Genomic DNA, 26,281 nt, shown 5'->3' on the forward strand with positions numbered 1-26,281 from the left:
TTTGACTTGGAAAGGTTTCAAACAATGAATGAAGAATTAAGTACATATCTTTCGCAGATCCGGCCTCTTAGCGCCTCCTCTATGGAGATCGCCCGTAAACGGTGGTCCCAGGTAGCAAAGCCTCTTAATAGCTTAGGCGTTCTGGAAGATGATATCATAAAGATGGCGGGCATAAGGGAAACGTCAAAGGTGGATATGGAGAAACGGGCCCTTGTCATCCTGTGCGCAGACAATGGGATCGTGGAGGAAGGCGTCACCCAGACCGGCAGGGAAGTTACTGCTCTTGTGGCTGAGAACATGACAAATGGAAACAGCAGCGTCTGCATCATGGCGGACCGGGCAGAGGTGGATGTATTTCCTGTGGATATAGGGGTTGCCAGGGATTTGAATTCCGGTTTCCGTCACCCTCTTCTTTGCAGAAAGATCGCTTACGGGACAAAAAATTTCCGGAATGAACCTGCCATGAAACGGGAGGAGGCAGTCCGTGCCATAGAAACCGGCATCAAGCTGGTGGAGGAACTGGCAGAAAAGGGCTATCAGCTCATTGCTACCGGAGAAATGGGAATCGGAAATACCACCACCAGCAGCGCGGTCGCCTCCCTTCTATTAAAAAAAGCGCCGGAAGCACTGACCGGAAGAGGGGCAGGATTAAATGACGAGGGCTTAAAGCGGAAGCTTGGAGTGATAAAAGAGGCGGTAGAACAATATGGCCCGGTATGCCGGGATACGGTGGATATACTTGCAAGTGCAGGCGGATTTGATCTGGCAGGGCTTACAGGCGTATTTTTAGGCGGTGCTATTTACCGGATACCAATACTGGTGGATGGATTTATTTCCGCTGTTGCCGCACTTTCGGCTGACCGCATTTATCCTGGCTGCCGGAACTTTATGCTGGCTTCCCATGTTTCAGCAGAGCCTGCAGGCAGGCTGCTCCTTGATGAGCTGGGGCTTGAACCCTTCATACAGGCAGGAATGTGTCTGGGAGAGGGGACCGGAGCGGTGGCAGCGATACCCCTTCTTCACATGGCGGTTGGTGTTTATAATTCAATGAGCTCCTTTGAAGACATACAGATTGAAGCATACAAACCCATGGGAGGCGTATCATGATCACTCTGGTTATTGGTGGAAGCGGAAGCGGAAAATCAGAATATGCGGAAAGCCTGGTAATGAGTCTGGGACAGGGGCGGCGGATTTACATTGCCACCATGAAACCCTGGGATGAGGAATGCAGGCGCAGGATTGAACGCCACAGACAGATGAGGGCAAAAAAGCAGTTTGAAACCATAGAATGTTACCGCAATTTAAAGGGACTCAAGCTGGACATAAACAGGCAGCCCACCGTAGTTCTTTTAGAATGCATGTCAAATCTGGTATCCAATGAGCTTTTTGGTCTGGGGGAAGAGGGGGAAGCCCCATGCCTGGAGGGAGCTTTGGCAGCAGCGGAGATTTTGGAAGGAATCGGGAAAATAAAGGAAAAGGCTGAACATATTGTCATCGTGACAAATGAGGTTTTTTCCGATGGTGACAGCTACAGCAGTGAGACCATGGCTTACCGGAAGGTTCTTGGCCAGATCAACCAGAAAATAGCAGAAGTTTCTGATGTGGTGATTGAGGTGGTTGCCGGAATCCCGGTCGTGGTGAAGAAATGAATCAAAATCGTTGTGCAATGGCTTACCCAAGCTGCAGCACAGCGGTTTTTTTAACGATTAAAAACAGCGAAAAGATTGATCCGGCAGGCGAACGGAAAAGAAGCTTGAGTAAATAATGAAGTTTGTTATATAATATGGCGGGATGGAGGTCTGAAATGTATAAACTACTGATAGTGGAAGATGAAAAGTCAATTGCATACGGAATTGCAAACAGCATTGAATGGGAAAAATGGGGATTTGTTATCAGCGGCGTCTGCGGCAATGGAATAGAAGCGCTGGAACAAATCGAAAAGGACAAACCCCATGTGGTGCTTTCTGATATCCGGATGCCGGAAATGGATGGGGTGGAGCTGATGAAGCATTTGAGCCAGCATTACCCGGAAATCAAGATCATTATCCTAAGCGGATACAATGATTTTGAATATTTGCAGATGTCCATTAAAAACCGGGTCATGGAGTACTTATTAAAGCCCACGGACCTTGATGAATTTGAAGTGACCTTCCGGAAAATAAAAGAACGTCTTGACGAGGAAGGAAAAAAGGAATTAGAAGAAAGAGAATTAAAGTCAGCCTATGAAGAGAGCAGGAGCTTAAAGCTTAGAAGTACGTTCAATGCTTTGATCAAGGGATATGGCTATCATGAGGAAGAGATGGAGGAAGAATTCTTCCGCAAGGGAGAAAACTGGTACGGTGTGATCCTGATCCATCTGGATGTGCCAAATACGGAAGATAAAAACGCCTTCTATCAGGATCAGATAAAGGTGGAGAAGATATTAAACGAAAAGTTTTCAAAAGAAGGGATTGCCGGAACCTATGTCCTGAACTTTGAGGAAAAGATAACCGGGATCTTAAGTGCCGGAGAAGAACTTCAGGAAGAGGAACTGTATTCTTGTGTCAGGGACATGGCAGAAGTGATCATGGGGGAGAGCGGCATTCCCATTTATGCCGGTATCAGCAATTTTTATACAGATTTCCAGATGCTTCCCCAGTGTTATGAACAGGCAAAATGCTGTGCCAGCCAGAAGATCTACAGCGAGGGAAAGAACCTGGTCATGACCTATAAGGAGATACAGGAAGCAGATTTTGATTACTATGCGGTTTCTTTTGATACAGGCCAGATTTTAAAGGAAATCATGGAACAGAAAGAAAATAAGGCAGAGGAAATTTTAAATGGGATTTTTTCTGAATTCAAGGGAAAGGTGATTCTGGATTATGATTACATTAACCGCTTAAGCCTTGAGCTGCTGTTTAATCTGTCCCGGGCATTATTGCGCTATGGCGTCCGGCTGGAGAAAGTGATGAAAAGGCTGGACTGCACCTATACCGGTATTTATCCCTTAAAAAGCCTTCAGGAGAAAAAAGAATTTTTATCCCGGATACTTCGGGAGGTTTCAAAGGAAATGGCGGATATGAAGGGAGAATGGAAGAGCCAGAGCAGCCTTGCCCAGAAGATCAGGGAGATTGTGGATGAGGAGTATGATTCCAATCAGATTTCCCTGGAATACGTGGGGTCAAAGGTGCATAAGAATTCTGCCTACATCTCCAAAATATTTAAAAATGAATTTGGGTGCAATTTCAGCGATTACATCATTACAAAGAGACTGGAAAAAAGCAAGAAGCTTCTTGCGGATCCTGCAAGGAAGATCTATGAAATTTCCGAGGAAATGGGCTGGGCCGATGTATCCAACTATATTAAGCTGTTTAAGAAAAAGTACGGGATAAGTCCGAAAGAGTACCGGAACATTATCCAGCCGGAGGGAGGAAGTGCAGAAAAAAACAATGAAAATGAATAAGGGAAAGGGGCAGGCAAAGAAAAGAAATATCGGATTAAAGCGCAGGATGCTGTATGGCATTCTCCAGGTGCTTATCCCGGTTATTGTGATCATAACCATACTGTTCTGGCATACGCGAAAGGTTATGAGGCAGGAGTACATGCGCACGACGCAGGGCCGGGTCACGGATATTGCCAATAAGATTGATGCAAAGCTTCAGGACATTTACAGCGTTTCCGATAATTTTGCGGCCAATGACCAGCTTGATGAATACATTGAAAAAGAATATTCCCCACAGGAGCAGTTGTATAAAAAGCTTGATATTGTGAAGATTTACAGCAACATTTTCGGAGCTTACGATATGCTGAACCAGCGGGTGAGGATCAGCGCCATATATACGTACAAAGGAGAATTATTTAATTTTCTGGACCCCAATAATGATACAGAAGAGGTGATTCAGAAACTGCGGGCCATGAACATTGAGGACCCTGACCTCCTGATGAAATTCCGCTGGTATCCCCTTCAGGACAATTTCCTTCTCAGCGACATGCCAGGGGAGGTCCGGGCCAGAAAGGCCGTAGTGGGCATACGAAGGATCTATTCCTGGACAAAGGGAAGATATGAGTATGTGCAGCTGTTTGCCTTAAAAGAACGGGATATCTATGATCAATATGCGGAGCTGGCAAAATCCATTCCAGGTGATATCTATGTGATCACAGAAGATGGAAAACTGATTTCCTCCAGTAATGAAAAGGCTGTTGAGGCAGGAGAGATTTCAGAAAAGCTGAAAGGAAAGATCCTGGATCAGATGGGAGATTTAAAAGAAGGATGGGAAGCTTTCGGAAATCAAATGATCCAGGTAAAGGCTTCCGATGTAAATGACTGGAAGATCGTTATGGTAGTTCCCATAAAATCAGTCACAAGGGAAGTGGATGTGCTCTACTACAGAATTTTCATGGTCATGGTGGCATGTGTGGGCTTTTGCGCCATGATGATATTATATTTATACAAGAGCTTCATGGACCCCATTGGAAAGCTTAACGCTTCCATGAAAGAGGTGTACGGAGGAAATTTAAACGCCTATGTTGAGGTAAAACAGAAAAATGAAGTGGGAGATATGATCCGCTATTACAATTCCATGCTGGAACGGATCAATACCCATATCATTGAAGGGCTGCAGTCTGACCGGAAGAAAAAGGAACTGGAGCTGGAAGTGCTCATGAGCCAGATCAATCCCCATTTTCTCTATAATACCCTGGAAAATATCGTATGGATGTCCAATGAGGCAGGAAGGCCGGACATTGGCCGGACAGCTGCTTCTCTTGGAAGAATGTACCGATTATCCATCAGCGGAGGACAGGTCATCGTTCCAATGGAACATGAGATCGAACATCTTATGGCTTATGTAAAAATTCAGAAAAACCGTTATAAGGATGAGTTTGAATTCGATCTTCGGACGGATATGCGGCAGATCCATGAACTGTTTTCCCTAAAAATAATTATGCAGCCAGTGGTGGAAAATTCCTTCCTCTACGGTATGACAGGTTTAAAGCAGCCCATGATGATCCATCTTACGGTCAAAGAAAAAGGCCAATGGGTCGTGATAAAAGTTATGGATAATGGCCGAGGAATGGACAAGGAGAAATTAAGGGAAATACGGGACCAGATCCGATTTGGAAAAGCAGGAAAGGATGAAGAGGAGCAGAACCGGCGCAGCAGCGGCATCGGACTTCACAGCGTAGAATCCAGGATCAAGCTGTACTTTGGAGTGGACCGGGCTGTTTCCATCTACAGCAAAAAGGATGCAGGAACCCTGACCGTTATACGGATCCCAAGGATTACCGTAGAGGATATTGACGAGCATGGCAATTTAACCTCATCAAGTAGCGAAGCGGATTGCGAATATCCAATTCAGGAAAAGTAAATAAAACAGGTTAAAAATCGAAAATAACCAACAAATACAAAAATCGACCTATGTTTATTGGGAAAAAATCCGTTAGAATAGAAGTAAGAGAAAGGTTTTTATTCCTATGAGCCTTTCTACCTAAAATAAAAAGCGGGAGGCAGGCCCATGAGCAAGGAAAAAACACCAGTATTTAAAACAAAGGAAAAGGCATCCATAGCCCAGAAAAAAGAGAACAGGTATGGGTGGCTGTTTATTTCGCCCTACCTGATTTTTTTCACTGTTTTCACCGGCATTCCTTTTGTAATTGCAATTGTGATGTCGTTTTTAAACATGAAATATATTACAAGGTTAGACAATCTTAAATTTGTAGGGCTTCAAAACTTTATAAAAGTATTCACCAACAAGGAAATTATGGCTTCCCTCATAAGAACCTTCCAATATTCCCTGGTATATGTGCCTCTTATCATGATCCTTGGATTTGTGCTGGCATTTATGTTAAATAACGGGGTCTATATGAAAAAGGCCATGCGTTCCCTGGTATTCATGCCTTATGTATCCAATATGGTGGCAGTGGCCGTAATCTTTAAAGTACTGCTGGGAAATAACAGTCCTGTGATTGTTGCTTTAAGAAATATGGGATTTGATCCGCCCTTACTTTTACTGAACTTAAAGCTGGCTCTTCCTACTGTGGCTATGATTTCCGTATGGAAGGGCGTTGGCCTTAACATGGTGGTTTATCTTGGAGCACTGCAGGAGGTGCCGGCTGAGCTGTTAGAAGCCGCCCAGATTGACGGTGCAACAAAATGGCAGCGGATTCGCAGCATCATCATACCTATGATTTCCCCCACCACCTTTTTCCTGGTAATCAGCTCCATTATCGGTTCCTTCCAGAACTTTACCTGTATACAGGCTCTTACTGAGGGAGGTCCGGGACAGGCGACCACCGTTATGTCCGTAAATATTGTCCGTACTGCATTTACAAAATATGAAACCAGTCTGGCAAGTGCAATGGCTTTCGTCATGTTTGCACTGGTCATGATCGTAACGCTGATCCAGTGGCGCGGACAGAAAAAATGGGTTAATTATTAAGGGAGGGAACATCAATGACAAGCAAAAAGAAAAGTTTAAAGATAGCACTTACAGTTTTCATCCTGTTGATCGGGCTGGTATCTAATTTTCCATTCCTGTTCATGATCTCCTCTTCCTTTAAGGTCAGCGGAGAGGTCATGAAATTTCCGTGGCATTTGATTCCGGAAAATCCCACCCTGATGAACTTTCAGGCATTATTAACAAATGGTATTTATAACTTTCAGAAATGGTATTTAAATACGGTTGTCATGACGGCCCTTACCATTGTAATTAAGATATTTTTTGTAAGCTTTACGGCATATGGATTTGCAAGGATTAAATTTAAGGGAAAAGATGCAATATTTCTTGTCCTGCTGTCAGCCATGATGATACCCAGCGATATCATGATTTTACCCAGATATATGATCTTTAAAAATCTGCATATCCTGGATACCATGTGGTCATTGATCCTGCCAAGCTGCGTTGACGTGTATTTTGTATTCCTGCTGCGCCAGTCCTTTGTTTCAATTCCGGACTCCTTAAGTGAAGCGGCTAAAATTGACGGATGCGGTCATTTCCGCATTTACTGGCAGATCATTTTCCCATTGGCAAAACCGGCTATTGCGACCATGGCACTATTTTCCTTTACATGGTCCTGGAACGACTATATGGGACCGTATCTGTACATCTCAACCATGGATAAGCAGATGCTGTCCGTTGGAGTAAAGCTTTTCTCCTCCGGCCTGATCCAGGATTACGGAAGTCAGATGGCTGCCGCAACGGCTGTGCTTCTGCCCATTCTGATAGCTTTCCTGTTTTGCCAGAAGTTTTTCATCGAAGGCGTTGCTTCCTCCGGTGTAAAGGGATAACAAATGAAATGCAAGGCAGGTTAAAATGCCTTTGGAATTAGAAATGACGAGATAGAAAGGGGATATAAGATGGAAAAAAAACTTACCGGAAGAGTCACTGTTCCCACGGACGTGGATATGATTCAGGAGACTAAGGAGATTGCAAAGCGATGGGGAGCCGATGCTCTGCGGGATTGTGACGGGACCAATATGCCGGATGAGCTTAAAAAAATGCCTGTCAAGATCTACTCCACCTATTATACTACCAGAAAGGACAACCAATGGGCGAATGCAAACCCGGATGAAGTCCAGCAGGTATATTTGATGACAGAGTTTTACACCGCAATGGAAGAAGGAGAGCTTCGCATTCCTTTGATGAAGCATCTGTATAAGGATCAGTTAAAGCCAAATACCATTCACGACATCAAGCGCTGGTGGGAGGTCGTGGACCGCACAACAGGAGAACCCTTAGCAGCGAATGCATGGGAATATAATGAAAATACCCAGGAAGTCATCATTGTAAAGCCCGAGAGGTATCACGATTATACCGTAAGTTTCCTGGCGTTCATCATCTGGGATCCGGTTCATATGTATAACTTTATTACCAATGACTGGCAGGATGTGGAGCATCAGATCACCTTTGACGTGCGCCAGCCTAAGACCCAGGGCCATGTGATCGAAAAATTAAAGCTCTGGATGGAGGAAAACCCGGACAGCAATGTGGTGCGTTTCACAACGTTTTTCCATCAGTTCACCCTTGTATTTAATGAATTTGCAAAAGAAAAATTCGTTGACTGGTTTGGATACAGCGCCAGTGTCAGCCCTTATATTTTAGAACAGTTTGAAAAAGAGGTAGGTTATCCCTTCCGTCCGGAATACATCATTGACCAGGGGTATCATAACAACACCAACCGGGTGCCGTCAAAGGAGTTCCGGGATTTCCAGGAATTCCAGCAGAGAGAGGTTTCTAAGCTCATGAAGGTCCTTGTGAACATCTGCCATGATTGCGGCAAGGAAGCCATGATGTTTTTGGGAGATCACTGGATCGGAACGGAACCGTTTGGAGAGTATTTTAAAAACGTAGGACTGGATGCGGTAGTGGGAAGCGTGGGAAATGGAACCACTCTTCGCCTGATTTCCGATATTCCGGGAGTAAAATATACGGAAGGCCGTTTTCTGCCTTACTTCTTCCCGGATGTATTCTGTGAAGGAGGAGACCCGATCAAAGAGGCAAAAGTAAACTGGGTGACCGCAAGGCGGGCCATCTTAAGAAAACCGGTTGACCGGATCGGCTACGGCGGATATTTAAAATTAGCCCTGGATTTTCCAGAGTTTATCCAATACATTGAGGAAGTCTGTGATGAATTCCGTCTTCTTTATGAAAATGTGGGAGGACAAAGCCCATACAGCCACTTTAAGGTGGGAGTGCTGAACTCCTGGGGAAAGATCCGTTCCTGGGGAACCCATATGGTAGCCCATGCCATTGATTATAAGCAGACCTATTCCTATGCCGGAGTGCTGGAAGCCTTAAGCGGAATGCCATTTGATGTGGAGTTTATCAGCTTTGAGGACGTGATCGCAGATCCGGATGTATTAAAGAAATGCAGGGTAGTGATCAATGTGGGCGATGCCTACACAGCTCCCAGCGGCGGGGCTTATTGGACCAATCCCAAGGTCAGCAGCGCTGTAAAAGCCTTTGTAGCCCTTGGTGGCGGATTCATCGGAGTGGGAGAGCCGTCAGCTTGTGAATACCAGGGCAGGTATTTTACCCTGGCAAACGTCCTTGGCGTAAACAAAGAAGTGGGCTTTTCTATGTCAACTGATAAATATAACTGGGAAGAGCACAGTCATTTTATTACAGAGGAATCTTCCGGGAACATTAATTTCGGGGAAGGGATGAAGAACATCTATGCTCTTTCCGAAGCGGAGATCTTAAAAAAGGACGGGGAAGATGTCCAGATGGCTGTCAACCATTTCGGAGACGGAAGAAGCGTATATATCAGCGGAATCCCCTATTCCTTTGAAAACTCCAGAATGCTTTACCGGGCAATTTTCTGGGCAGCAGGCATGGAGCAGGAAATGAAGAAATGGTATAGCAGCAACTATAATGTGGAAGTCAATTATTATCCGGCTACCGGAAAATATTGTATTGTAAATAATACTTATGAGCCTCAGGAAACCGTGATTTATGACGGAAATGGCAAAGAGTGCCCGATGCAGTTAAAGGCAAATGATATTTTGTGGTTTTCATCTTCACAAAATTAGAAAGGACCCATGATCCTTATGCAGACAATGGAAACACTTGAAACCTATGAGGCTGTCACCATAGAGGAAGCACGTCATGCGCTGAATCATGTGGTCACCAGAATTAAAAATAATATTTCAAAATTTTATGATAGTTTCCCGGCGGCAAGCAGCGTCAACCAGATCTATCCTGGGACTGAAAATGATGATTGGACCAATGGATTCTGGACCGGACAGCTATGGCTGGCATATGAACATACAAAGGAGGCGGCTTTTAAAGAAGCCGCCCTTCATCAAATACCAGGCTTTCAGGAACGTCTGGTCAAAAGAATTGTAGTAGATCATCATGATATGGGATTTTTATATACACCCTCCTGTGTGGCAGCGTATAAGCTTACCGGTGACAAGCTGGCAAGAGAAACTGCCTTGATGGCAGCAGATAATCTGATGGGGCGGTTTCAGGCTAAAGGAGAATTTTTCCAGGCCTGGGGAAAGCTGGGCGATCCCAAAGAATACCGGTTAATTATTGATTGTCTTTTAAATATGCCGCTGTTATTTTGGGCGTCAGAGGAAACAAAGGATACAAAATACCGTGAAACTGCCCTTCGTCATATCCGGACCAGCATGAAATATGTGGTCCGTGAAGATTCTTCTACATACCATACCTATTATTTTGACCCGGAAACAGGAAATCCGGTGAGGGGAGTAACGGCACAGGGGTACCGGGACGGCTCCATATGGGCGAGAGGCCAGGCATGGGGAATTTATGGTTCGGCAATCGCTTATAAATATTGTCCTGATCCAATGTATATAGAAAGCTTTAGAAAGATCACAGCATGTTTTCTGGAGCATTTACCAGGGGATCTGGTACCTTATTGGGATTTTGATTTTACAGACGGCAGTACGGAACCAAGGGACTCTTCTTCCGGGGCAATCGCAGCCTGCGGAATGCTTGAAATGGCAAAATATTTAGAACCGGATGAAGCAGAGGATATGCGGCAGCATGCAAAACGTTTGATAAAGGCGCTGACACAGCATTGTTTATATCATTCCGGTGAAAATACCAACGGAATATTACTTCATTCTACTTACGCGAAAAGTTCTCCTTATAACACGGTAAAGGATAGTGGTGTTAATGAATGTACCCTGTGGGGAGATTACTTTTATACAGAAGCATTGATACGCCTGACAGAACAGTGGGAGACCTACTGGTAGAAAAGAGAGTAAAAATGAATCAATTAGATGAAAGGCTTATAAAAATTGTTCCGTCTGACAGACAGGTCATGCTGCAGAAAACAGAATTTTATGCATTCTTTCATTTTACGGTGAATACTTTTACCGGAACGGAATGGGGATATGGAACAGAGTCAGCAGAGGTCTTTAATCCGGATCAAATGGATGCAGACCAATGGGCAGAAGCCGTTAAGGCGGCAGGGATGAAAGGAGCGATCCTTACCTGCAAGCACCATGACGGATTTTGCTTATGGCCCAGCAAATACACCGATCATTCTGTGAAGTACAGTCCTTATCTGAATGGAAAAGGAGATATTGTAAAGGAAGTGGCAGAAGCCTGTAAAAAGGCCGGCCTGAAATTTGGTGTTTATCTTTCTCCATGGGATCGGAATCAGAAAACCTATGGACAGGGAAAAGCGTATGATGATTATTTTGTGGCACAGCTTATTGAACTGCTTACCGGATATGGAGACATTTTCAGCGTTTGGTTTGACGGTGCCTGCGGAGAAGGCCCTAATGGCAAAAAACAGGTCTATGACTGGCGGCGTTATTATGATACCGTAAGAAACTATATGCCGGGTGCCTGCATTTCCGTAAGCGGGCCGGATGTCCGGTGGTGCGGCAATGAGGCAGGTGATACCAGGCCCAGTGAATGGAGCGTTGTACCATCAGATTTATCTGTAGCGGAGCGGGTGGCAGCTTTAAGCCAGCATGCAGATGATCCGTCTTTCCGTCAAAGGGTAATAAGCAGTATGGAAGAGGATTTAGGAAGCAGGGAACGTTTAAGACAGGAACAACACTTAATCTGGTATCCGGCAGAAGTGGATGTATCCATAAGGCCGGGCTGGTTTTATCATCCGGAAGAAGATGATAAAGTCCGGTCCCTGGAAAACCTGATGGATATTTATGAAAAATCCGTAGGGGGAAATACCACACTTCTTTTAAATATTCCTCCCATGCCAAACGGGCTCCTTCATGAGGAAGATGTAAAAAGGCTGCAGGAGCTGGGCAGGGAAATACAAAAAAGATACGGGAATAACCTGGCAGAAGGAACCGAAATTCTGGTCAAAGAAGAAAATGAGTGGAATCCGGTAAATGGTGTACAAACGGATGACTATGAAACTTACTATCAGGGAAAAGGTCCTAAGGCAGAATTTAAGATTTCCTGGAATGCTCCCCAAAAGATTTCAGCAGTTATTTTAAAAGAAAATATATTAAAAAGCCAGAGAATTGAGGCTTTTGAAATTTTATCCATGAAAAATGGAATCCTTGTAAGTTTATATAAGGGAACTACCGTAGGCTATAAAAAGATCGCCCGCTTTCCCCAGATAGAATCGGATATACTGATTATACAAATTTTAGATTCAAGGATAGAGCCGACTCTTTCGTTTATTGGTATATATGGATAAAAAAATCGGTTTTTGTTAAAAAAAATCCATAGAATGATAAAAATAACATATAAAGTTAAAATACAACCTATGTAAATCAGATAAAATGTCAGCTATAATGGGATTATAAATAAAAGGAGGGTAACAGATATGAAATTAAAAAGTGCATTAAGACGCGGCACTGCTTTAAGCTTAGCTGCAACCATGGTTTTAAGTACGGCCGGATGTGGTAAAAGCAATAATACTAATGGCAGTACGGACAGTAAAGCAGCAGAAACAACTCAAAAGACAGACAGCGACAAGCCATTTGACGGTGTAACAGTAAAATGGGCTCTGACAGATAATGCTGCAACCAGTACGGAAACAAAAGAAATGATAGCATTAATCAAAGAAAAAACAGGTATTAATGTAGAATTTTTCATTACTCCTACTTCAAAAGCAGGAGAAATGGACAAGGTGCTTGTAAGCCTGATGGCCGGAGAAGATATGGACATTATAGGCAGAACTCCTCTTCAATTAGAAGAATTCTACAAAGCTGCTGTTTTAGAGCCGATTGATGAGCTTGCAAAAGCAGATAATTATGATATGGACACTTTGTATGGTGGCCAGACTGTAAAATTTGAAGATCAGACCTATGCAATTCCAGCAGAAAAAGATATTTGGCTGACCTATTATAACAAGAAGATCTTTGATGAAGCAAACGTACCTTATCCTACCGCAGAAGACTGGACCTGGGAAAAATATGTAGAGACAGCCCAAAAGCTGAACGATCCTGATAAAAATGTCTGGGGCTCCTTTATGAGTGATGACGTTGCATGCAACTATATGCTGGCAACACAGAAGGGAATATCTGCTTACAAGGCAGACGGAACTGCTAATTTTGATGATCCGGCATATGCCGATGCCATGAAGTGGTTCTTCAGCCTGGGCAATGAGTTGAAGATTCAGCCTAACTGTCTGGATCTGGCTTCCGGCACATATCCATATAACTCCTTTATGGTAAATGGAAACATTGGTATGTACGTATACGGCGGCTGGGTAGCAAGTGCTTTATCTGATAAGGTAAAATACCCAAGAGACTGGGAACTTGGAATCCTTCCAATGCCTTATCCGGAAGGAACTGATCCATCTTCTTTAACTATTACAAGCTGCTATGCGATTCCCAAGACATCCAAGAACAAAGAAGCAGCATTTGAAGCAATCAAAACTATTTGTGAAAACAAGTATACCTTAGGCTACGGACGTGTTCCTGCCAAAATCTTAACAGAAGACGAAGCAAAAGCCTATATCGAAAGCAGCCTGCTTCCTAAATTTAAAGATGACAACTTAACAGTGGAAGACTTTATGGCAGGCTGGTTTGATAACAGCAGAGCATACTTAAGTGAAAAGATCATGGGTACTGCTGATACGACCATTGGACAGATTTATACCGAGGAAGGCCAGTTATACGGCCAGGGACAAAAATCACTGGAAGATACCATGAAATCAATTCAGGACAGAGCAAATGAAGCGATAAAAGAAGCACAGAAATAATGAGAAAGCGCTGCCATGGCATTTGGCAGCGCTTTCTTTTCCGTTTAGAAAGAACCGGCAGGAAAGGGAAGAGCAATGGAAGAACTGATTTATCTTCTCCCCAGAGAGGGGGATTTTTATAAAGCGAATATGCACTGCCATACAACGGTTTCCGATGGAAAGCTGACGCCTGAGCAGGTGAAAGAGGAGTATGGGAAAAGAGGCTATCAGATCGTGGCCTTTACGGATCACGGGAAATATTGCCCTCACCACGAGCTGACCACAAAGGATTTTCTGGCTCTGGCAGGCTTTGGAGCGGAGCTAAGGAAAGGACCTATGGACAGGGAGCAGGCCCGGGGAGGAGCTTTTCACATTAATTTCTATGACAGCAGTCCGGATGAGATGCAGGAAGAGAAGGCAGGAGCATGTGGGAAGGAAGCCGGAAATTATGATTATTCCGGCATCAATGCCTGCATAAAGAAGATGAAGCAGCTGGGCTTTCTGGCATGTGACTGCCACCCATACCGGTCCACGCAGAATTACGAGGATTATACAGGGCTTGAAGAGCTTTTTGCCATGGAGGTCTATCATTACCGCAGCGATCTTTTAGAGCTGAACGGTTACAGTCCCCAGGCTTATGATGAGATGCTGCGCTGCGGGAAGAAAATTTACTGCCTGGCGTCAGACGGCAACCAGAATGAATATCCCCTGGGCCATCCGTTCTGTGATTCTTTTGGAGGCTTTATAAGGATCAAAGCCAAGGAGCTTACCTATCCGGCAGTGATGGAGGCCTTAAAAAAGGGTGATTTCTACAGTTCCATGGGTCCTGAGATCCATGCCCTCTATATCGAAGGCAGGGACCTGGTGGTAAAAACCAGCCCGGTAGAGAAGATTTACATGAAAATGGAAGGCAAGAACTGCCGCATGAAAGCAGCGCCTCACGGAGAAACAGTGAATGAGGCAAGATTTCCTTTAACGGGAAGAGAAGGCTACATCCGTGTGGTATGCCGCAGTGAAAACGGGCTGTATGCAAATTCCAATGCATATTTCCTGAAAGACCTGCCCTTAAAATTCATCACAGATCAGGAGACATAAACTTGGACAGAATGATACAACAAAAAAAGATCAAGTCAGAAAAAATGCAGTCCATGCTGTTCTGGCTATGCTGGGCGGCTTATTTTTCTACATATCTTGGGAGGCTGAATTATTCCGCCTCTTTAACGGAAATTATCAGGGTGGAAGGATATGAAAAAGGAGCGGCAGGTTTTATAGGAACCGCATTCTTTTTTTCCTATGGAATTGGACAGCTTTTCAGCGGAATACTGGGAGATAAGAAAAAACCTTATAAGATGATCTTCATAGGGGTTCTGGGTTCGGGAATCTGCAATGGGGCAATGGGACTATCCGGATCTGTCTGGCAGATGGCGGTGGTATGGTGTATCAATGGCTTATTTCAGTCCTTGATCTGGTCGCCGATCATTAAACTGTTTTCCAACTGGATTCCCACATGCAACCAGAAAAAATTCTGTGTAAACATCAACAGCAGCGTTCCCATAGGCACGTTTGCAGCATATGGGCTGACTGCGCTCATTGTATGGAAATTTCATTGGAGAACGGTCTTTTTCTTTTCTTCCCTGTGTCTGGCAGCCATCAGCCTGATCTGGTTCGTGGGCAGCCGCAAAATAAGAAAAGATGTGGAAGAAAACGGAATTTTAGAAGACCAGATCCTTGTTTCCCAGGATAAAAAACAGGCAGAGGCTTCCATGTGGGAGCTGGTTTTAGTTTCCGGTATGATTTTCTTTTGCTTTGGACTGATGTTTCAGGGAGTTTTAAAGGATGGAGTGACCACCTGGATTCCCACCTATATCCGCGAAGAATTCCATATGGAATCCGTAATCTCCATTATCAGCACCACTGTCATACCGGTGTTAAACTTAAGCGGAGTTTATCTGGCTTCCATTGCAAACAGGAAGATTTTTAAAAGCGAGATTGCCACATCTGCTTCATTTTTTGTTCTATGTGCGGCAGCGCTGACTCTGTTAAGGCTTTATAATGGCGGATCCGTGATAACTGTGCTGATCTTATTTGGCCTGGCAACCACGGCAATGATGGCAGTGAATACCATGCTGGTCAGCATGGTACCCATATATTTCGCCCCTTACGGGAAATCCTCCACTGCTTCCGGGATTTTGAATTCCTCCGCTTATGCGGGAGGAGCGGTCTCTGCCTATGGAATCGGAGTATTGTCTGAGAAAGCGGGCTGGGATGCCACCATTTTGATCTGGATTATCATTGCCCTTTTGGGAGCCGCGGTATGCACGGCCGGAAAAGCCCGGTGGAAGCGGTTCCTTCAAAACGGCATTTAACCGGATCAGGCAGGGCTGCGGATTGCGAATATCCGCTTGAAGGATGGGAGGAAAAAAGGTTGAAAGACAGAATTTATTTATTGCCGGAGGCCGGAAGGTTTTATAAAGCAAACCTTCACAGCCATACGGTCATATCAGATGGAAAAATGACGCCGGAAGAGGCCAAGGAAAACTATAAGAAGCATGGGTATCAGATTATGGCCTTTACGGATCACAGGATCTACCGGAACCATGAAGAATTAAACGATGAGGAATTCCTGGCCCTTGCTGCTGTAGAGGTGGACATCAATGAGATAAGCCCGGACAGACTGCGTCCGGAAGATAAGACGTATCATATTAATTTGTACGATACGAAGCCCGGATATGAGCGGGCCAGAAAAGAACAGGGAATCTGCCCGGAATGCAAGTATGGGGACTTTGATTATATTAACGGATATCTGGAAGAGATGAAAAAACTGGGGTTTCTCCCCTGCTATAACCATCCTTACTGGTCCCTGCAGAACTACAACGATTATAAAGGCCTAAACGGGCTTTTTGCCATGGAAATCTATAATTACGGCTGTGAGCATGACGGACTGTACGGTTATAATCCTCAGGCCTATGATGAAATGCTTCGCCTGGGCAAACAGCTGTGGTGCCTGGCAACAGACGATAATCACAACGGCCATCCGTTTGATAATCCTCTGTGCGATTCTTTTGGAGGCTTTAACATGATAAAGGCGGAAAGCCTAAGCTATGACGCAGTTATAAATGGGCTGGTAAAAGGCCATTTCTACAGCTCCATGGGGCCGGAGATAAAAGAGCTTTATGTGGAGGGCAAAGAGCTGGTGGTAAAGACCGGGCCGGTTCAGGCTATCTGTGGGATCACGGACACCACCAGATCCTGCCGCAGAGCTGCCGTACAGGGAGAACCCCTTACAGAAGCAAGGTTCCTTCTTCAAGGGAACGAAACCTATATCCGTGTGGAATGTAAGGATGAGAAGGGGCTTTTTGCCTGCAGCAATGCCTATTTTCTTTCCAATCTGGAGTGACTCTGAGTACCACAGAGGCAGCCCATTTGATAATGCGTCCATTTTCCCGGACTTTATAGTAAATAACATCCATAAACACAAAGGGATTATTTGTTGAAATTGTAAGTTACAATTTCCAGGATAAAAAGTTCCTTTCCGATGAGAATTCCGTTATGAATTTCTTATTGGAAAGGAACTTTTTTTAATTTAGCAATTGCATCCAGAAGTAAGTAATCGATTTACCTGGCAGTGGGAGAGATACAGCCGAAGAAAGAGGGGCTATTATTGGAATTGGAAGGAGGCTCAGGCAAAATTCTGGCTTAATTACATTGAGGATATGCAAAAATGATAAATAAATAAAATATATACTTAGCTAACTATTGATTTTTGTATTGCAACATGTTATATTATTAACAAGTTAAAATTATTATCCAATACTTATTAAAAAGGAGATGGCATTATGTTGACGACTTTTAAAGCAACAGCTAAAACATTACCTGAAGGCTTACAGGTAGAAACAAATTCAAGAGGTTTTAAAATCCTTCTTGACGAGCCGGAAGATCTGGGTGGTACGGATACTGCTATGAACCCTGTGGAAGCCCTGTTATGTGCTCTGGGCGCATGCCAGTCCATCGTAGCAAAAGCATTTGCGGCTGCCCACAATATTACTTTTGAGGAATTCCATGTTGAGCTGGAAGGGGATCTTGATCCGGATGGATTTATGGGACTGGCAGATGTAAGAAATGGTTTTCAGGAGATTCGTTTTGTAATGCACTTTAAAACAAACGAACCAAAAGAAAAAATAGAAGAGTTTGCAAAATTTATTGAGAATACCTGCCCTGTAGGTGATTGCTTATCTAACGGTGTAAAATTAGTTTTATCCGGTGTGGCAATTGATTAAATAGTATTGAAAGGAAAAAGAGCCTATCTTATAAAATTGGCTCTTTTTCTATAGAAAAGGAGAAAACTTATGCTTATTAAAATGTCAATAATTCCTGGTGGAAAAATGGGCAAGGTAGGTAAAATCAATGTGAAAACAGGCGATAAGATCGCTGCCGGTGATATACTTGTGCAAGTTGAAACAGCCAAAGGAAACCGCCAGATTAAAGCCGCATCAGATGGAACTGTTTGTAAAATATTATGTGAAGAGGGCATGGACATTGCATCAAATGCTGATATGTTTGAGATCGCTGAGGATTCTGCAGATAAAGAAGCCACGGCAGCAAATTGTGATTGCGCCTCACAGGGAGCCGCTAAAGAAGCGACTGCCGATTTACTTATAATAGGTGCTGGTCCCGGCGGATATGTAGCCGCTATTTATGCTGCTAAAAACGGCTTAAAAGTTACTCTGGTTGAGCAATCAGCATTAGGCGGCACCTGTCTTAATGTGGGCTGCATTCCTACAAAAGCCCTTGTTAAGTCTGCAGAAGTCTGCCACAATGTAATGAATGCGTCAGTCTTTGGGATTGAGGCAGGGGGCCCGATTTCAGTAAATATGAAACAGGTAATTGACCGCAAGGATAAGATAAAAGACAGACTTGTTTCCGGAATTGATTTTCTTATGAAAAAAAATGAAATCAATGTAATTTCCGGCCAGGCATCATTTATGGATAAAAACACAATAACAATAAAAGGCCAGGAAAATTATATCATAAAGGCACAAAATATTATTGTAGCAACAGGTTCAAAAATTTCAAACATTGCCATTCCGGGTATCGAACTTCCTTTTGTTCTGAACAGCACAACAGCGTTATCTGATTGTAAGCTTCCTAAATCCATAACCATTATTGGCGGTGGCGTAATCGGAATGGAATTTGCATTTATTTATAAAAACTTCGGTGTTGATGTCCATGTGATTGAATTTATGGACCGGCTGCTGACCATGGTCGACAGTGATATTTCAAAGGAGCTGCAGGATATGGCAGAAGAAAGTAACATTCACATTCACACCGGTTCAAAGGTCAAGAAAATTCAAAGTTCCATCGATGGTATGGCAGTTGTTACCTATGAAAACAATGCCGGGGAACATTTAGTGGTAAGTGAAAAGGTATTGGTGGCTATTGGCAGAGAGCCTAATCTGGATGGATTATCCATTGAAAAGAGTGGTGTTTTGTTAAACGAAAACGGAAGAGGGATCCAGGTAGATCATTCCATGCGTACAAATATTGACAATATTTATGCAATTGGAGATGTGACAAATATCATTCAACTGGCTCACGTAGCTTCCCATCAGGGGATTATTGCTATTGATAATATATTAGGAAAGCATAAAGAAATGAATTATTCAGCAGTCCCTAATGTAATATTTACTTCACCGGAAATCGCAAGTGTGGGCATGGGGGAAGACGAAGCAAAAATCAAAGGCATTGACATGGAAATAAGTAAATTTTCCTTTGCCGGAAACGGAAAAGCTTTGACCATGAATGAGGCGCGGGGGTTTATAAAACTGATCAAAAACAAGGTGACGGGAAAAATAATAGGCGGGTCAGTAATAGGCGCCGATGCTTCTTCTTTAATCAGCTCATTGACACTAGGGATTGCCAATGGATTTACTGAAAAAGAAATCACTGAAACCATATTCCCACACCCTACTACCAGTGAAACCATTCATGAAGCCGCACTGGATTTTGGAATTGGAGCCTTGCATCAATAATGAAAAAAATAGTAATATCCGAAGAATTTGATCCCTGTTTTAATATAGCTGCAGAGCATCAGCTGTTTTTATCCTCCCAGGAAGATATCCATCTGTTTTTATGGCAAAACGATTCTTCTGTCATTATAGGAAGGAACCAGAACCTGTATGCAGAATGCAATCTGGGTTACTTAAGGGAACATAACGTAAAAGCAGTCCGCAGGTTTTCCGGGGGCGGTGCGGTGTACCATGATAAAGGCAATGTTAATTTTACTTTTATTACAAAAGAGGCATCAGCCGGCCAGGATCACTTTATCAAGCTCATACAGTCTGCAATGCAGCGGCTTGGGATCGACTGCGAATTTAGCGGCAGAAATGATTTATTATTCAAAGACCGAAAATTTTCCGGTCATGCATATTATACGGACGGCGATAATTACATGTATCATGGTACGGTTATGGTCAATGTAAATTTTGAGCAGTTGGAAAATGCCCTTACACCGTCAAAAATAAAGTTAAAGTCCAAAGGGGTGGAATCCGTAAGGAGCAGAGTCATAAATCTATCAGAAATAAACAGTGAAATCACTGCACAGTCAGTTATTCAGGCATTTATTGAGACCTTTGAATGCAAAAATATTGAATATATTAATAAAAATAATTTCCAGCCGCCATTAGAGAAAATCCTCTCCTCTGACAATTGGATGTTTGCCCAGTCACCTAAATTTGATGTGGAGCTGGAACGTAACTATTCATTTGGAAATATGTCTGTGTATATCTCAATCGCTGATGACATGATTCAAAATGTAAAAATAAGCACTGACAGCCTGAAGCTTTATGATTTTAAAGCCTGTGAAAAGGAACTGTATCAAACCCACTATAATGAACAGGCGGTATGGGACTGTATAGAGAGGTACCTCTCGAATCATCTTGAATTTTCATAATATAAGGAAAAGATTTTGAAAAACATTGTGCACCAGGTAGTTTTATGTTAATATATGATATAAAAAAATCAGATGGTGAGTATTATGTTTAATTTAGATGATTGTATTGCTTTTGTTACTTGTAAAGGTGCAAAGGATTTAGCAGATTCTTTAGAAAAGAGGCTGAATAATTTTAATATAACAAGAAGCCAATGGATTGCATTATATTATATCAAAAATAATAATATGATCACCCAAAAGCAGTTGGCCGATAAAATGTCTCTAAAAGAACCTAGTGTTGTAAGGTTAATAGATAAAATGGAAAGGTATGGCTGGGTCAACCGCATCAGCAGCAACGATGACAAAAGAATGAAATTTTTAATTTTAACCGATAGCGGCAAAGAAATTGAAACAGCCATGCTGGATGTTGCAGAAAAATTTAAATCTGATGTGCTTAACGGCATATCTTTTGAAGACCTGGATGTATTTAAATCAACACTTAACAAAATGCTTGAAAATATTGAGGATGACAGCAAATAACAAACCCTTCAGCCTCTTCAAGGTGCAACAGGGAAATTTACAGGGGTAATGCAGGCCGCCAGCTTAGCTGGCGGCCTTGACTTTGCCCTATTATAATCCGCACAATCTAATATCAAAGTCTTTCCACCTTAAAAAGCAATAAACAAATTTAAATATACATAAAAACAAAATTGAAAAAAATTCTCATCTATGTTATGATAATAATATAACAGCATCCTGACACCAAAAACACAGTTTGAAGTAGAAGGTTCGGCATATGAGGAGTCTTTGATTTGCCGCGTCTTGATGGCGTGGTTTTTTGCGTTAAGAAAGCATTCATTGCCTGGATAAAAGAACGGAGGAAGAAGCATGGAAACGAGAATTGCCGTAATCGGTATTGTTGTAGAGGAGGAAGAATCTGTGGAACTGCTCAATGAAATCCTTCATGAATACCGGGAGTATATCATCGGCCGCATGGGAATCCCCTATCCGAAAAAGCAGGTAAGCATCATAAGCATTGCTGTGGATGCGCCTCAGAGCATCATTTCCGCACTGACCGGAAAGATCGGGAAATTAAAGGGAGTCAGCTCCAAGACGGCCTATCAGGGAGTGAAGAGTTAAGAAAGATAAGGAATAAAACAGCTGTTTCCAGGGCAATAACCTGTGAAATTAATAAACCACTGACGGAAAAGCAAACGCTGACCCTAAAGAAAGGAAGAATTACTATGTATGATCCGAAATCGCTGAAAGCAGAGGAATTCATTTCCCACGAAGAAATTCTTGAAACTCTTGATTATGCGGAGAAAAACAAAACCAATGTAGAACTGATTGACCAGATTATTGCAAAGGCAAGGCTGAAAAAAGGCCTGACCCATCGGGAGGCATCTGTCCTCTTAGCCTGTGATATTCCGGAAAAAATACAGGAAATCTATGATCTGGCAGAACAGATCAAAAAGGATTTCTACGGAAGCCGCATCGTTATGTTTGCCCCTCTCTATCTTTCTAATTACTGTGTAAATGGCTGTACCTACTGTCCATACCACTTAAAAAACAAGCACATTGCCAGGAAAAAGCTGACACTGGAAGAAGTGGAAAAAGAAGTCATCGCCCTTCAGGACATGGGCCATAAGCGGCTTGCCATTGAAGCAGGTGAAGATCCTGTGAACAATCCCATCGAATACATCCTGGATTGCGTTAAAACCATATATTCCATCAAACATAAAAACGGCGCCATCCGCCGGGTCAATATAAACATTGCGGCAACTACGGTAGAAAATTACCGGAAGCTGAAAGAGGCAGAGATCGGGACCTATATTCTCTTTCAGGAAACCTACCACAAGGAAAGCTATGAAAATCTTCATCCAACAGGACCCAAGCACGACTATGCCTACCATACTGAAGCCATGGACCGGGCCATGGAGGGCGGGATTGACGATGTAGGCCTTGGTGTCCTTTTTGGCCTGGAGCTGTACCAGTATGAATTTGCAGGACTTTTAATGCATGCAGAGCATCTGGAGGCGGCCCATGGTGTAGGACCTCATACCATTAGCCTTCCCCGTATCAAGAAAGCCGATGACATTGACCCCAATGCCTTTGACAATGGGATCGATGATGAGATATTTGCAAAGCTTTGTGCTTTGATCCGGATTTCGGTTCCTTATACCGGAATGATCGTTTCCACCAGAGAAAGCCAGAAGGTAAGAGAACAGGTGATCCGTTTGGGGGTATCCCAGATCAGCGGCGGTTCCAGAACCAGTGTTGGCGGTTACCAGGAGGAGGTCCGTCCTACAGATACAGAGCAGTTTGACGTATCGGACCAGCGTACCCTTGATGAAGTGGTCCATTGGCTCATGGATATGGGCTATATTCCTTCTTTCTGTACGGCCTGCTACCGGGAAGGGCGTACGGGAGACCGTTTTATGAGCCTTTGCAAAAGCGGTCAGATCCAGAACTGCTGTCAGCCCAATGCCCTGATGACATTAAAAGAATATTTGATGGATTACGCTTCCGAAGATACAAAAAAAGTCGGTGAGGCCCTGATCGCAGCGGAGCTGAATCATATTCCAAAGGAAAAGGTGCGTGTGATCTGTGAAGACCATTTGAAGAATATAGAAAAAGGAATCAGGGATTTCCGTTTCTGATCCCGGAGGCAGCCGCCAAGGTTAAGCAAGCCTGATTTTGGCGGCGGCCATGGCGAAAGTTGACGGTAGGAAGAGGTGACAGGTATGGGACTTAATGAAACACCATCCTCTGAGCGGGTGCATATTGGCTTTTTTGGCCGCCGCAATGCAGGGAAATCAAGCGTTGTCAATGCAGTGACAGGGCAGGAACTGTCCGTTGTATCGGAAGTAAAAGGAACTACTACGGATCCTGTTTTCAAATCCATGGAGCTTCTTCCCATGGGACCGGTGGTCATCATTGATACGCCGGGCTTTGACGATGAGGGCGCTCTGGGAGAGATGCGGGTAAGGAAGACAAAGCAGATCTTAAACCGGGCTGATTGTGCGGTCTTAGTTGTGGATGGGGCCGTTGGGAAGACAAAAACCGATGAAGAACTGATCCTTTTGTTTAAGAAAAAAAAGATTCCCTATGTAGTTGCTTATAATAAATGTGATCTGACGGGATCCCAGAACTATGACGACGGACTTTCTGTCAGCGCGTCGGAAGGCCTGTTCATTCACGAATTAAAAGAACGGATCGGCAGTCTTGTAAATACCGGGGATACAAAAATGAGGATCGTAGGAGATTTACTGAATCCATATGATCTGGTTGTTCTGGTGATCCCCATTGACAAGGCGGCGCCCAAAGGCCGTCTTATCCTGCCTCAGCAGCAGGTGATCCGGGATATTTTAGAGGCCGGTGCCATATCCGTGGCAGTGCGTGAAACGGAATTAAAGGAAACCTTAGAAAGGCTGGGAACCAGGCCTGCCCTTGTCATTACGGACAGCCAGGTCTTTGGACAGGTAAGCAAGGATGTGCCGGAAGAGATCCTTCTCACCTCCTTTTCCATCCTGCTGGCCAGGTATAAGGGCTTTTTGGCGGATGCCGTGAAGGGAGTGGCAGCCATCGGCGATTTAAAAGATGGGGATAAAATCCTGATTTCCGAGGGCTGTACCCATCACAGGCAGTGCGATGACATTGGAACCGTAAAGCTTCCCCGCTGGCTTTTGCAGTATACGGGGAAAGAGCTTTTGATAGAAACTTCCTCCGGACGGGAATTTCCGGAAGACTTGTCAGCCTATAAGCTGATCATCCACTGCGGCGGCTGTATGCTTAATGAAAGGGAGATGGATTTCCGCAGAAAGTGTGCGTCAGATGCAGGTGTGCCATTTACTAATTATGGAATTGGGATCGCTTATATGAAGGGGATTTTAAAAAGGAGCTTAAAGCCGCTTCCTCATTTGGAAGAACTGCTGCATTAAAGTGCCGGGCCTCATTGACTTACAGTTTTATTTATGATAAGGTAAAGAGAATCAGATATGGGGGAGTAGTCAGCATGCGCCGGCTAAAAAGGCCTTCTATTTTATCAGCATGCAGTTAAATCAACATCCTGAACAGTAATGTTCTGGTTTAATTTGAAAAGACAAGACCTGTGTCCTAATTTAGGGCAGGTCTTGTCTTTTCGTTGTATATGACGGCTTCGCCGATAAAAAGGAGTACCAATAAGAAGGGAGATTAAATATGAGCTTTTTGTTGTCAGGTCTTACCTCTGTTACCGTTCCACAGCTAATCATGTATCTTGTCGGTTTTTTGCTGATCTATCTTGCTGTCAAAAAAGGGTACGAGCCGTCGCTCCTTCTTCCCATGGGATTTGGGGCCATACTGGTCAACCTGCCCATGTCCGGCGTGATCGATCAGACTCTTCCCGGCATAGGAAATACCCATGGCATTATCCAGTGGCTGTTTGAATCAGGGATCGAAGCCTCGGAAGCCCTGCCTCTTCTCCTGTTTATCGGGATCGGGGCCATGATTGATTTTGGGCCTCTGTTATCCAATCCCATTATGATGCTGTTTGGTGCAGCCGCCCAGTTTGGTATTTTTTTAACGATTTCCGTGGCTGTTTTGCTTGGGTTTAACCTTTCTGACGCAGCCTCCATAGGTATTATCGGTGCTGCCGACGGCCCCACCTCTATCCTGGTATCCCAGATACTTAAATCAAATTACATCGGACCGATTGCAGTAGCGGCTTATTCCTACATGGCTCTGGTCCCCCTGGTCCAGCCTTTTGCCATTAAGCTGGTTACCACTAAAAAAGAACGGCTGATCCGGATGCCTTATAATCCCATGACAGTTTCTAAGAGAATGCGGATCCTGTTTCCTATTGCAGTGACCATGATTGCCGGATTTGTGGCTCCTCAGTCTGTTTCTCTGGTAGGTTTTCTGATGTTTGGAAATCTGCTCAGAGAATGCGGCGTGCTGAACAGCTTATCAGATGCGGCACAGAATATTCTTGCAAATTTGATCACCCTGCTTTTGGGAATCACTGTTTCGTTCAGCATGAGGGCAGAAGCGTTCGTTACCTGGCAGACCCTTATAATTCTGGGTCTTGGCCTTGTTGCTTTTGTGTTTGACACCATTGGAGGAGTGCTGTTTGCCAAGTTCATCAACCTGTTTAGAAAGAATAAGATCAATCCCATGATCGGCGCAGCCGGTATTTCCGCTTTCCCCATGTCGGCCCGTGTTGTACAGAAGCTGTCCATCAAGGAAGACCCCACCAATCATCTGCTGATGCATGCCATTGGGGCCAATGTTTCCGGGCAGATTGCCTCTGTATTGGCAGGCGGAATTATTTTAAACCTTTTAACCACATTATTATGATCAGCAGCCTTATATGGGAATCTCTGCTGCCTGATAGAAAGGAGCCAGTTATGCTTGAAAAATTTCTCCTGTCACTGGATATTATGTGGAAGGGAATGCTTAGTATATTTGTAGTTATCATCATTATCACACTGCTCATTATGGGGTTTCGGTGGGTTGAAAAAAATCTTTTAGATAAAAAAGATGAGAAAAGTAATTTATGAAATACCATGAAGAAAGGGGTAAGGTCACAGAGGATTGACAAACTGTCAAAACTGTATTATGATAACTTTGGTTTTATATAAATAACCTGTTCTTTGCCACCGGGTAAAGGATTTTAAGGTGTTCTGAAATATTCCGTTAGGTCGTAGAAGGAATATTTTTAGAACACCTTTTTTATGTTGAAAGGAGGATATG

General features: G+C 43.7%; 22 protein-coding genes. All 22 read left to right on the top strand.

Going from position 1 to position 26,281, the window contains the following annotated elements; translation table 11 throughout:
• Nucleotides 1-24 precede the first annotated feature (24 nt).
• The 22 genes from cobT to ABFV83_RS04885 all read left to right on the top strand — a co-directional run bounded on the left by cobT (nt 25) and on the right by ABFV83_RS04885 (nt 26,088).
• Nucleotides 25-1,107 carry a nicotinate-nucleotide--dimethylbenzimidazole phosphoribosyltransferase gene (gene cobT / locus ABFV83_RS04780; protein ID WP_349947799.1) on the top strand — a complete coding sequence of 361 codons (1,083 nt, stop codon included), beginning with the start codon at nt 25-27 and terminating at the stop codon, nt 1,105-1,107.
• Complete coding sequence (locus ABFV83_RS04785; protein ID WP_349947800.1) at nt 1,104-1,649, top strand: bifunctional adenosylcobinamide kinase/adenosylcobinamide-phosphate guanylyltransferase; 546 nt, start codon at nt 1,104-1,106, stop codon at nt 1,647-1,649. The genes cobT and ABFV83_RS04785 overlap by 4 nt, the downstream gene beginning before the upstream one ends.
• Before the next feature lie 155 nt (nt 1,650-1,804).
• Complete coding sequence (locus tag ABFV83_RS04790) at nt 1,805-3,442, top strand: response regulator (protein ID WP_349947801.1); 1,638 nt, start codon at nt 1,805-1,807, stop codon at nt 3,440-3,442.
• Complete coding sequence (locus tag ABFV83_RS04795) at nt 3,414-5,345, top strand: histidine kinase (protein ID WP_349947802.1); 1,932 nt, start codon at nt 3,414-3,416, stop codon at nt 5,343-5,345. Before ABFV83_RS04790 ends, ABFV83_RS04795 begins: the two co-directional genes overlap by 29 nt.
• Nucleotides 5,346-5,492: 147 nt before the next feature.
• The gene (locus ABFV83_RS04800) at nt 5,493-6,416 is read left to right on the top strand and encodes a sugar ABC transporter permease (RefSeq protein WP_349947803.1); all 924 of its coding nucleotides are present in this window, start codon (nt 5,493-5,495) and stop codon (nt 6,414-6,416) included.
• A gap of 14 nt (nt 6,417-6,430) precedes the next feature.
• Nucleotides 6,431-7,264 carry a carbohydrate ABC transporter permease gene (locus tag ABFV83_RS04805; RefSeq protein ID WP_349947804.1) on the top strand — a complete coding sequence of 278 codons (834 nt, stop codon included), beginning with the start codon at nt 6,431-6,433 and terminating at the stop codon, nt 7,262-7,264.
• A gap of 69 nt (nt 7,265-7,333) precedes the next feature.
• Complete coding sequence (gnpA, locus tag ABFV83_RS04810; protein ID WP_349947805.1) at nt 7,334-9,508, top strand: 1,3-beta-galactosyl-N-acetylhexosamine phosphorylase; 2,175 nt, start codon at nt 7,334-7,336, stop codon at nt 9,506-9,508.
• A gap of 18 nt (nt 9,509-9,526) precedes the next feature.
• Nucleotides 9,527-10,702 carry a glycoside hydrolase family 88 protein gene (locus ABFV83_RS04815; RefSeq protein ID WP_349947806.1) on the top strand — a complete coding sequence of 392 codons (1,176 nt, stop codon included), beginning with the start codon at nt 9,527-9,529 and terminating at the stop codon, nt 10,700-10,702.
• Nucleotides 10,703-10,716: 14 nt separating this feature from the next.
• A complete protein-coding gene (locus ABFV83_RS04820; RefSeq protein WP_349947807.1) occupies nt 10,717-12,129 on the top strand; it encodes an alpha-L-fucosidase in 1,413 nt (470 codons plus the stop codon).
• 129 nt (nt 12,130-12,258) lie between these two features.
• Nucleotides 12,259-13,641, top strand: coding sequence for an ABC transporter substrate-binding protein (locus ABFV83_RS04825; protein ID WP_349947808.1), 1,383 nt, complete (start codon nt 12,259-12,261; stop codon nt 13,639-13,641).
• A 75-nt stretch (nt 13,642-13,716) separates the two neighbouring features.
• A complete protein-coding gene (locus tag ABFV83_RS04830) occupies nt 13,717-14,715 on the top strand; it encodes a PHP domain-containing protein (RefSeq protein WP_349947809.1) in 999 nt (332 codons plus the stop codon).
• Nucleotides 14,716-14,726: 11 nt separating this feature from the next.
• Nucleotides 14,727-15,986: an MFS transporter gene (locus ABFV83_RS04835; protein ID WP_349948862.1), complete on the top strand. Its 1,260-nt coding sequence runs from the start codon at nt 14,727-14,729 to the stop codon at nt 15,984-15,986.
• A gap of 59 nt (nt 15,987-16,045) precedes the next feature.
• On the top strand, nt 16,046-17,017 hold the full coding sequence (locus tag ABFV83_RS04840) for a PHP domain-containing protein (RefSeq protein ID WP_349947810.1): 972 nt from the start codon (nt 16,046-16,048) through the stop codon (nt 17,015-17,017).
• A gap of 439 nt (nt 17,018-17,456) precedes the next feature.
• The gene (locus ABFV83_RS04845) at nt 17,457-17,897 is read left to right on the top strand and encodes an OsmC family protein (protein WP_347843625.1); all 441 of its coding nucleotides are present in this window, start codon (nt 17,457-17,459) and stop codon (nt 17,895-17,897) included.
• 69 nt (nt 17,898-17,966) lie between these two features.
• Nucleotides 17,967-19,649, top strand: coding sequence for a dihydrolipoyl dehydrogenase (gene lpdA / locus ABFV83_RS04850; protein ID WP_349947811.1), 1,683 nt, complete (start codon nt 17,967-17,969; stop codon nt 19,647-19,649).
• Nucleotides 19,649-20,569 carry a lipoate--protein ligase gene (locus ABFV83_RS04855; protein WP_349947812.1) on the top strand — a complete coding sequence of 307 codons (921 nt, stop codon included), beginning with the start codon at nt 19,649-19,651 and terminating at the stop codon, nt 20,567-20,569. Before lpdA ends, ABFV83_RS04855 begins: the two co-directional genes overlap by 1 nt.
• A gap of 84 nt (nt 20,570-20,653) precedes the next feature.
• On the top strand, nt 20,654-21,088 hold the full coding sequence (locus ABFV83_RS04860) for a MarR family transcriptional regulator (RefSeq protein WP_349947813.1): 435 nt from the start codon (nt 20,654-20,656) through the stop codon (nt 21,086-21,088).
• 348 nt (nt 21,089-21,436) lie between these two features.
• On the top strand, nt 21,437-21,688 hold the full coding sequence (locus ABFV83_RS04865; protein WP_349947814.1) for a TM1266 family iron-only hydrogenase system putative regulator: 252 nt from the start codon (nt 21,437-21,439) through the stop codon (nt 21,686-21,688).
• A gap of 104 nt (nt 21,689-21,792) precedes the next feature.
• Nucleotides 21,793-23,208: a [FeFe] hydrogenase H-cluster radical SAM maturase HydG gene (hydG, locus tag ABFV83_RS04870; protein WP_349947815.1), complete on the top strand. Its 1,416-nt coding sequence runs from the start codon at nt 21,793-21,795 to the stop codon at nt 23,206-23,208.
• 84 nt (nt 23,209-23,292) lie between these two features.
• Nucleotides 23,293-24,489, top strand: a complete 1,197-nt coding sequence (gene hydF, locus ABFV83_RS04875; RefSeq protein WP_349947816.1) for a [FeFe] hydrogenase H-cluster maturation GTPase HydF — start codon at nt 23,293-23,295, stop codon at nt 24,487-24,489.
• Between the two features lie 259 nt (nt 24,490-24,748).
• Nucleotides 24,749-25,885, top strand: coding sequence for a sodium ion-translocating decarboxylase subunit beta (locus ABFV83_RS04880; RefSeq protein WP_349947817.1), 1,137 nt, complete (start codon nt 24,749-24,751; stop codon nt 25,883-25,885).
• 50 nt (nt 25,886-25,935) lie between these two features.
• Nucleotides 25,936-26,088, top strand: coding sequence for a hypothetical protein (locus ABFV83_RS04885; RefSeq protein WP_349947818.1), 153 nt, complete (start codon nt 25,936-25,938; stop codon nt 26,086-26,088).
• Nucleotides 26,089-26,281: the final 193 nt, after the last annotated feature.

This window comes from Lacrimispora sp. BS-2 (assembly GCF_040207125.1).
Lineage (GTDB): Bacteria > Bacillota > Clostridia > Lachnospirales > Lachnospiraceae > Lacrimispora.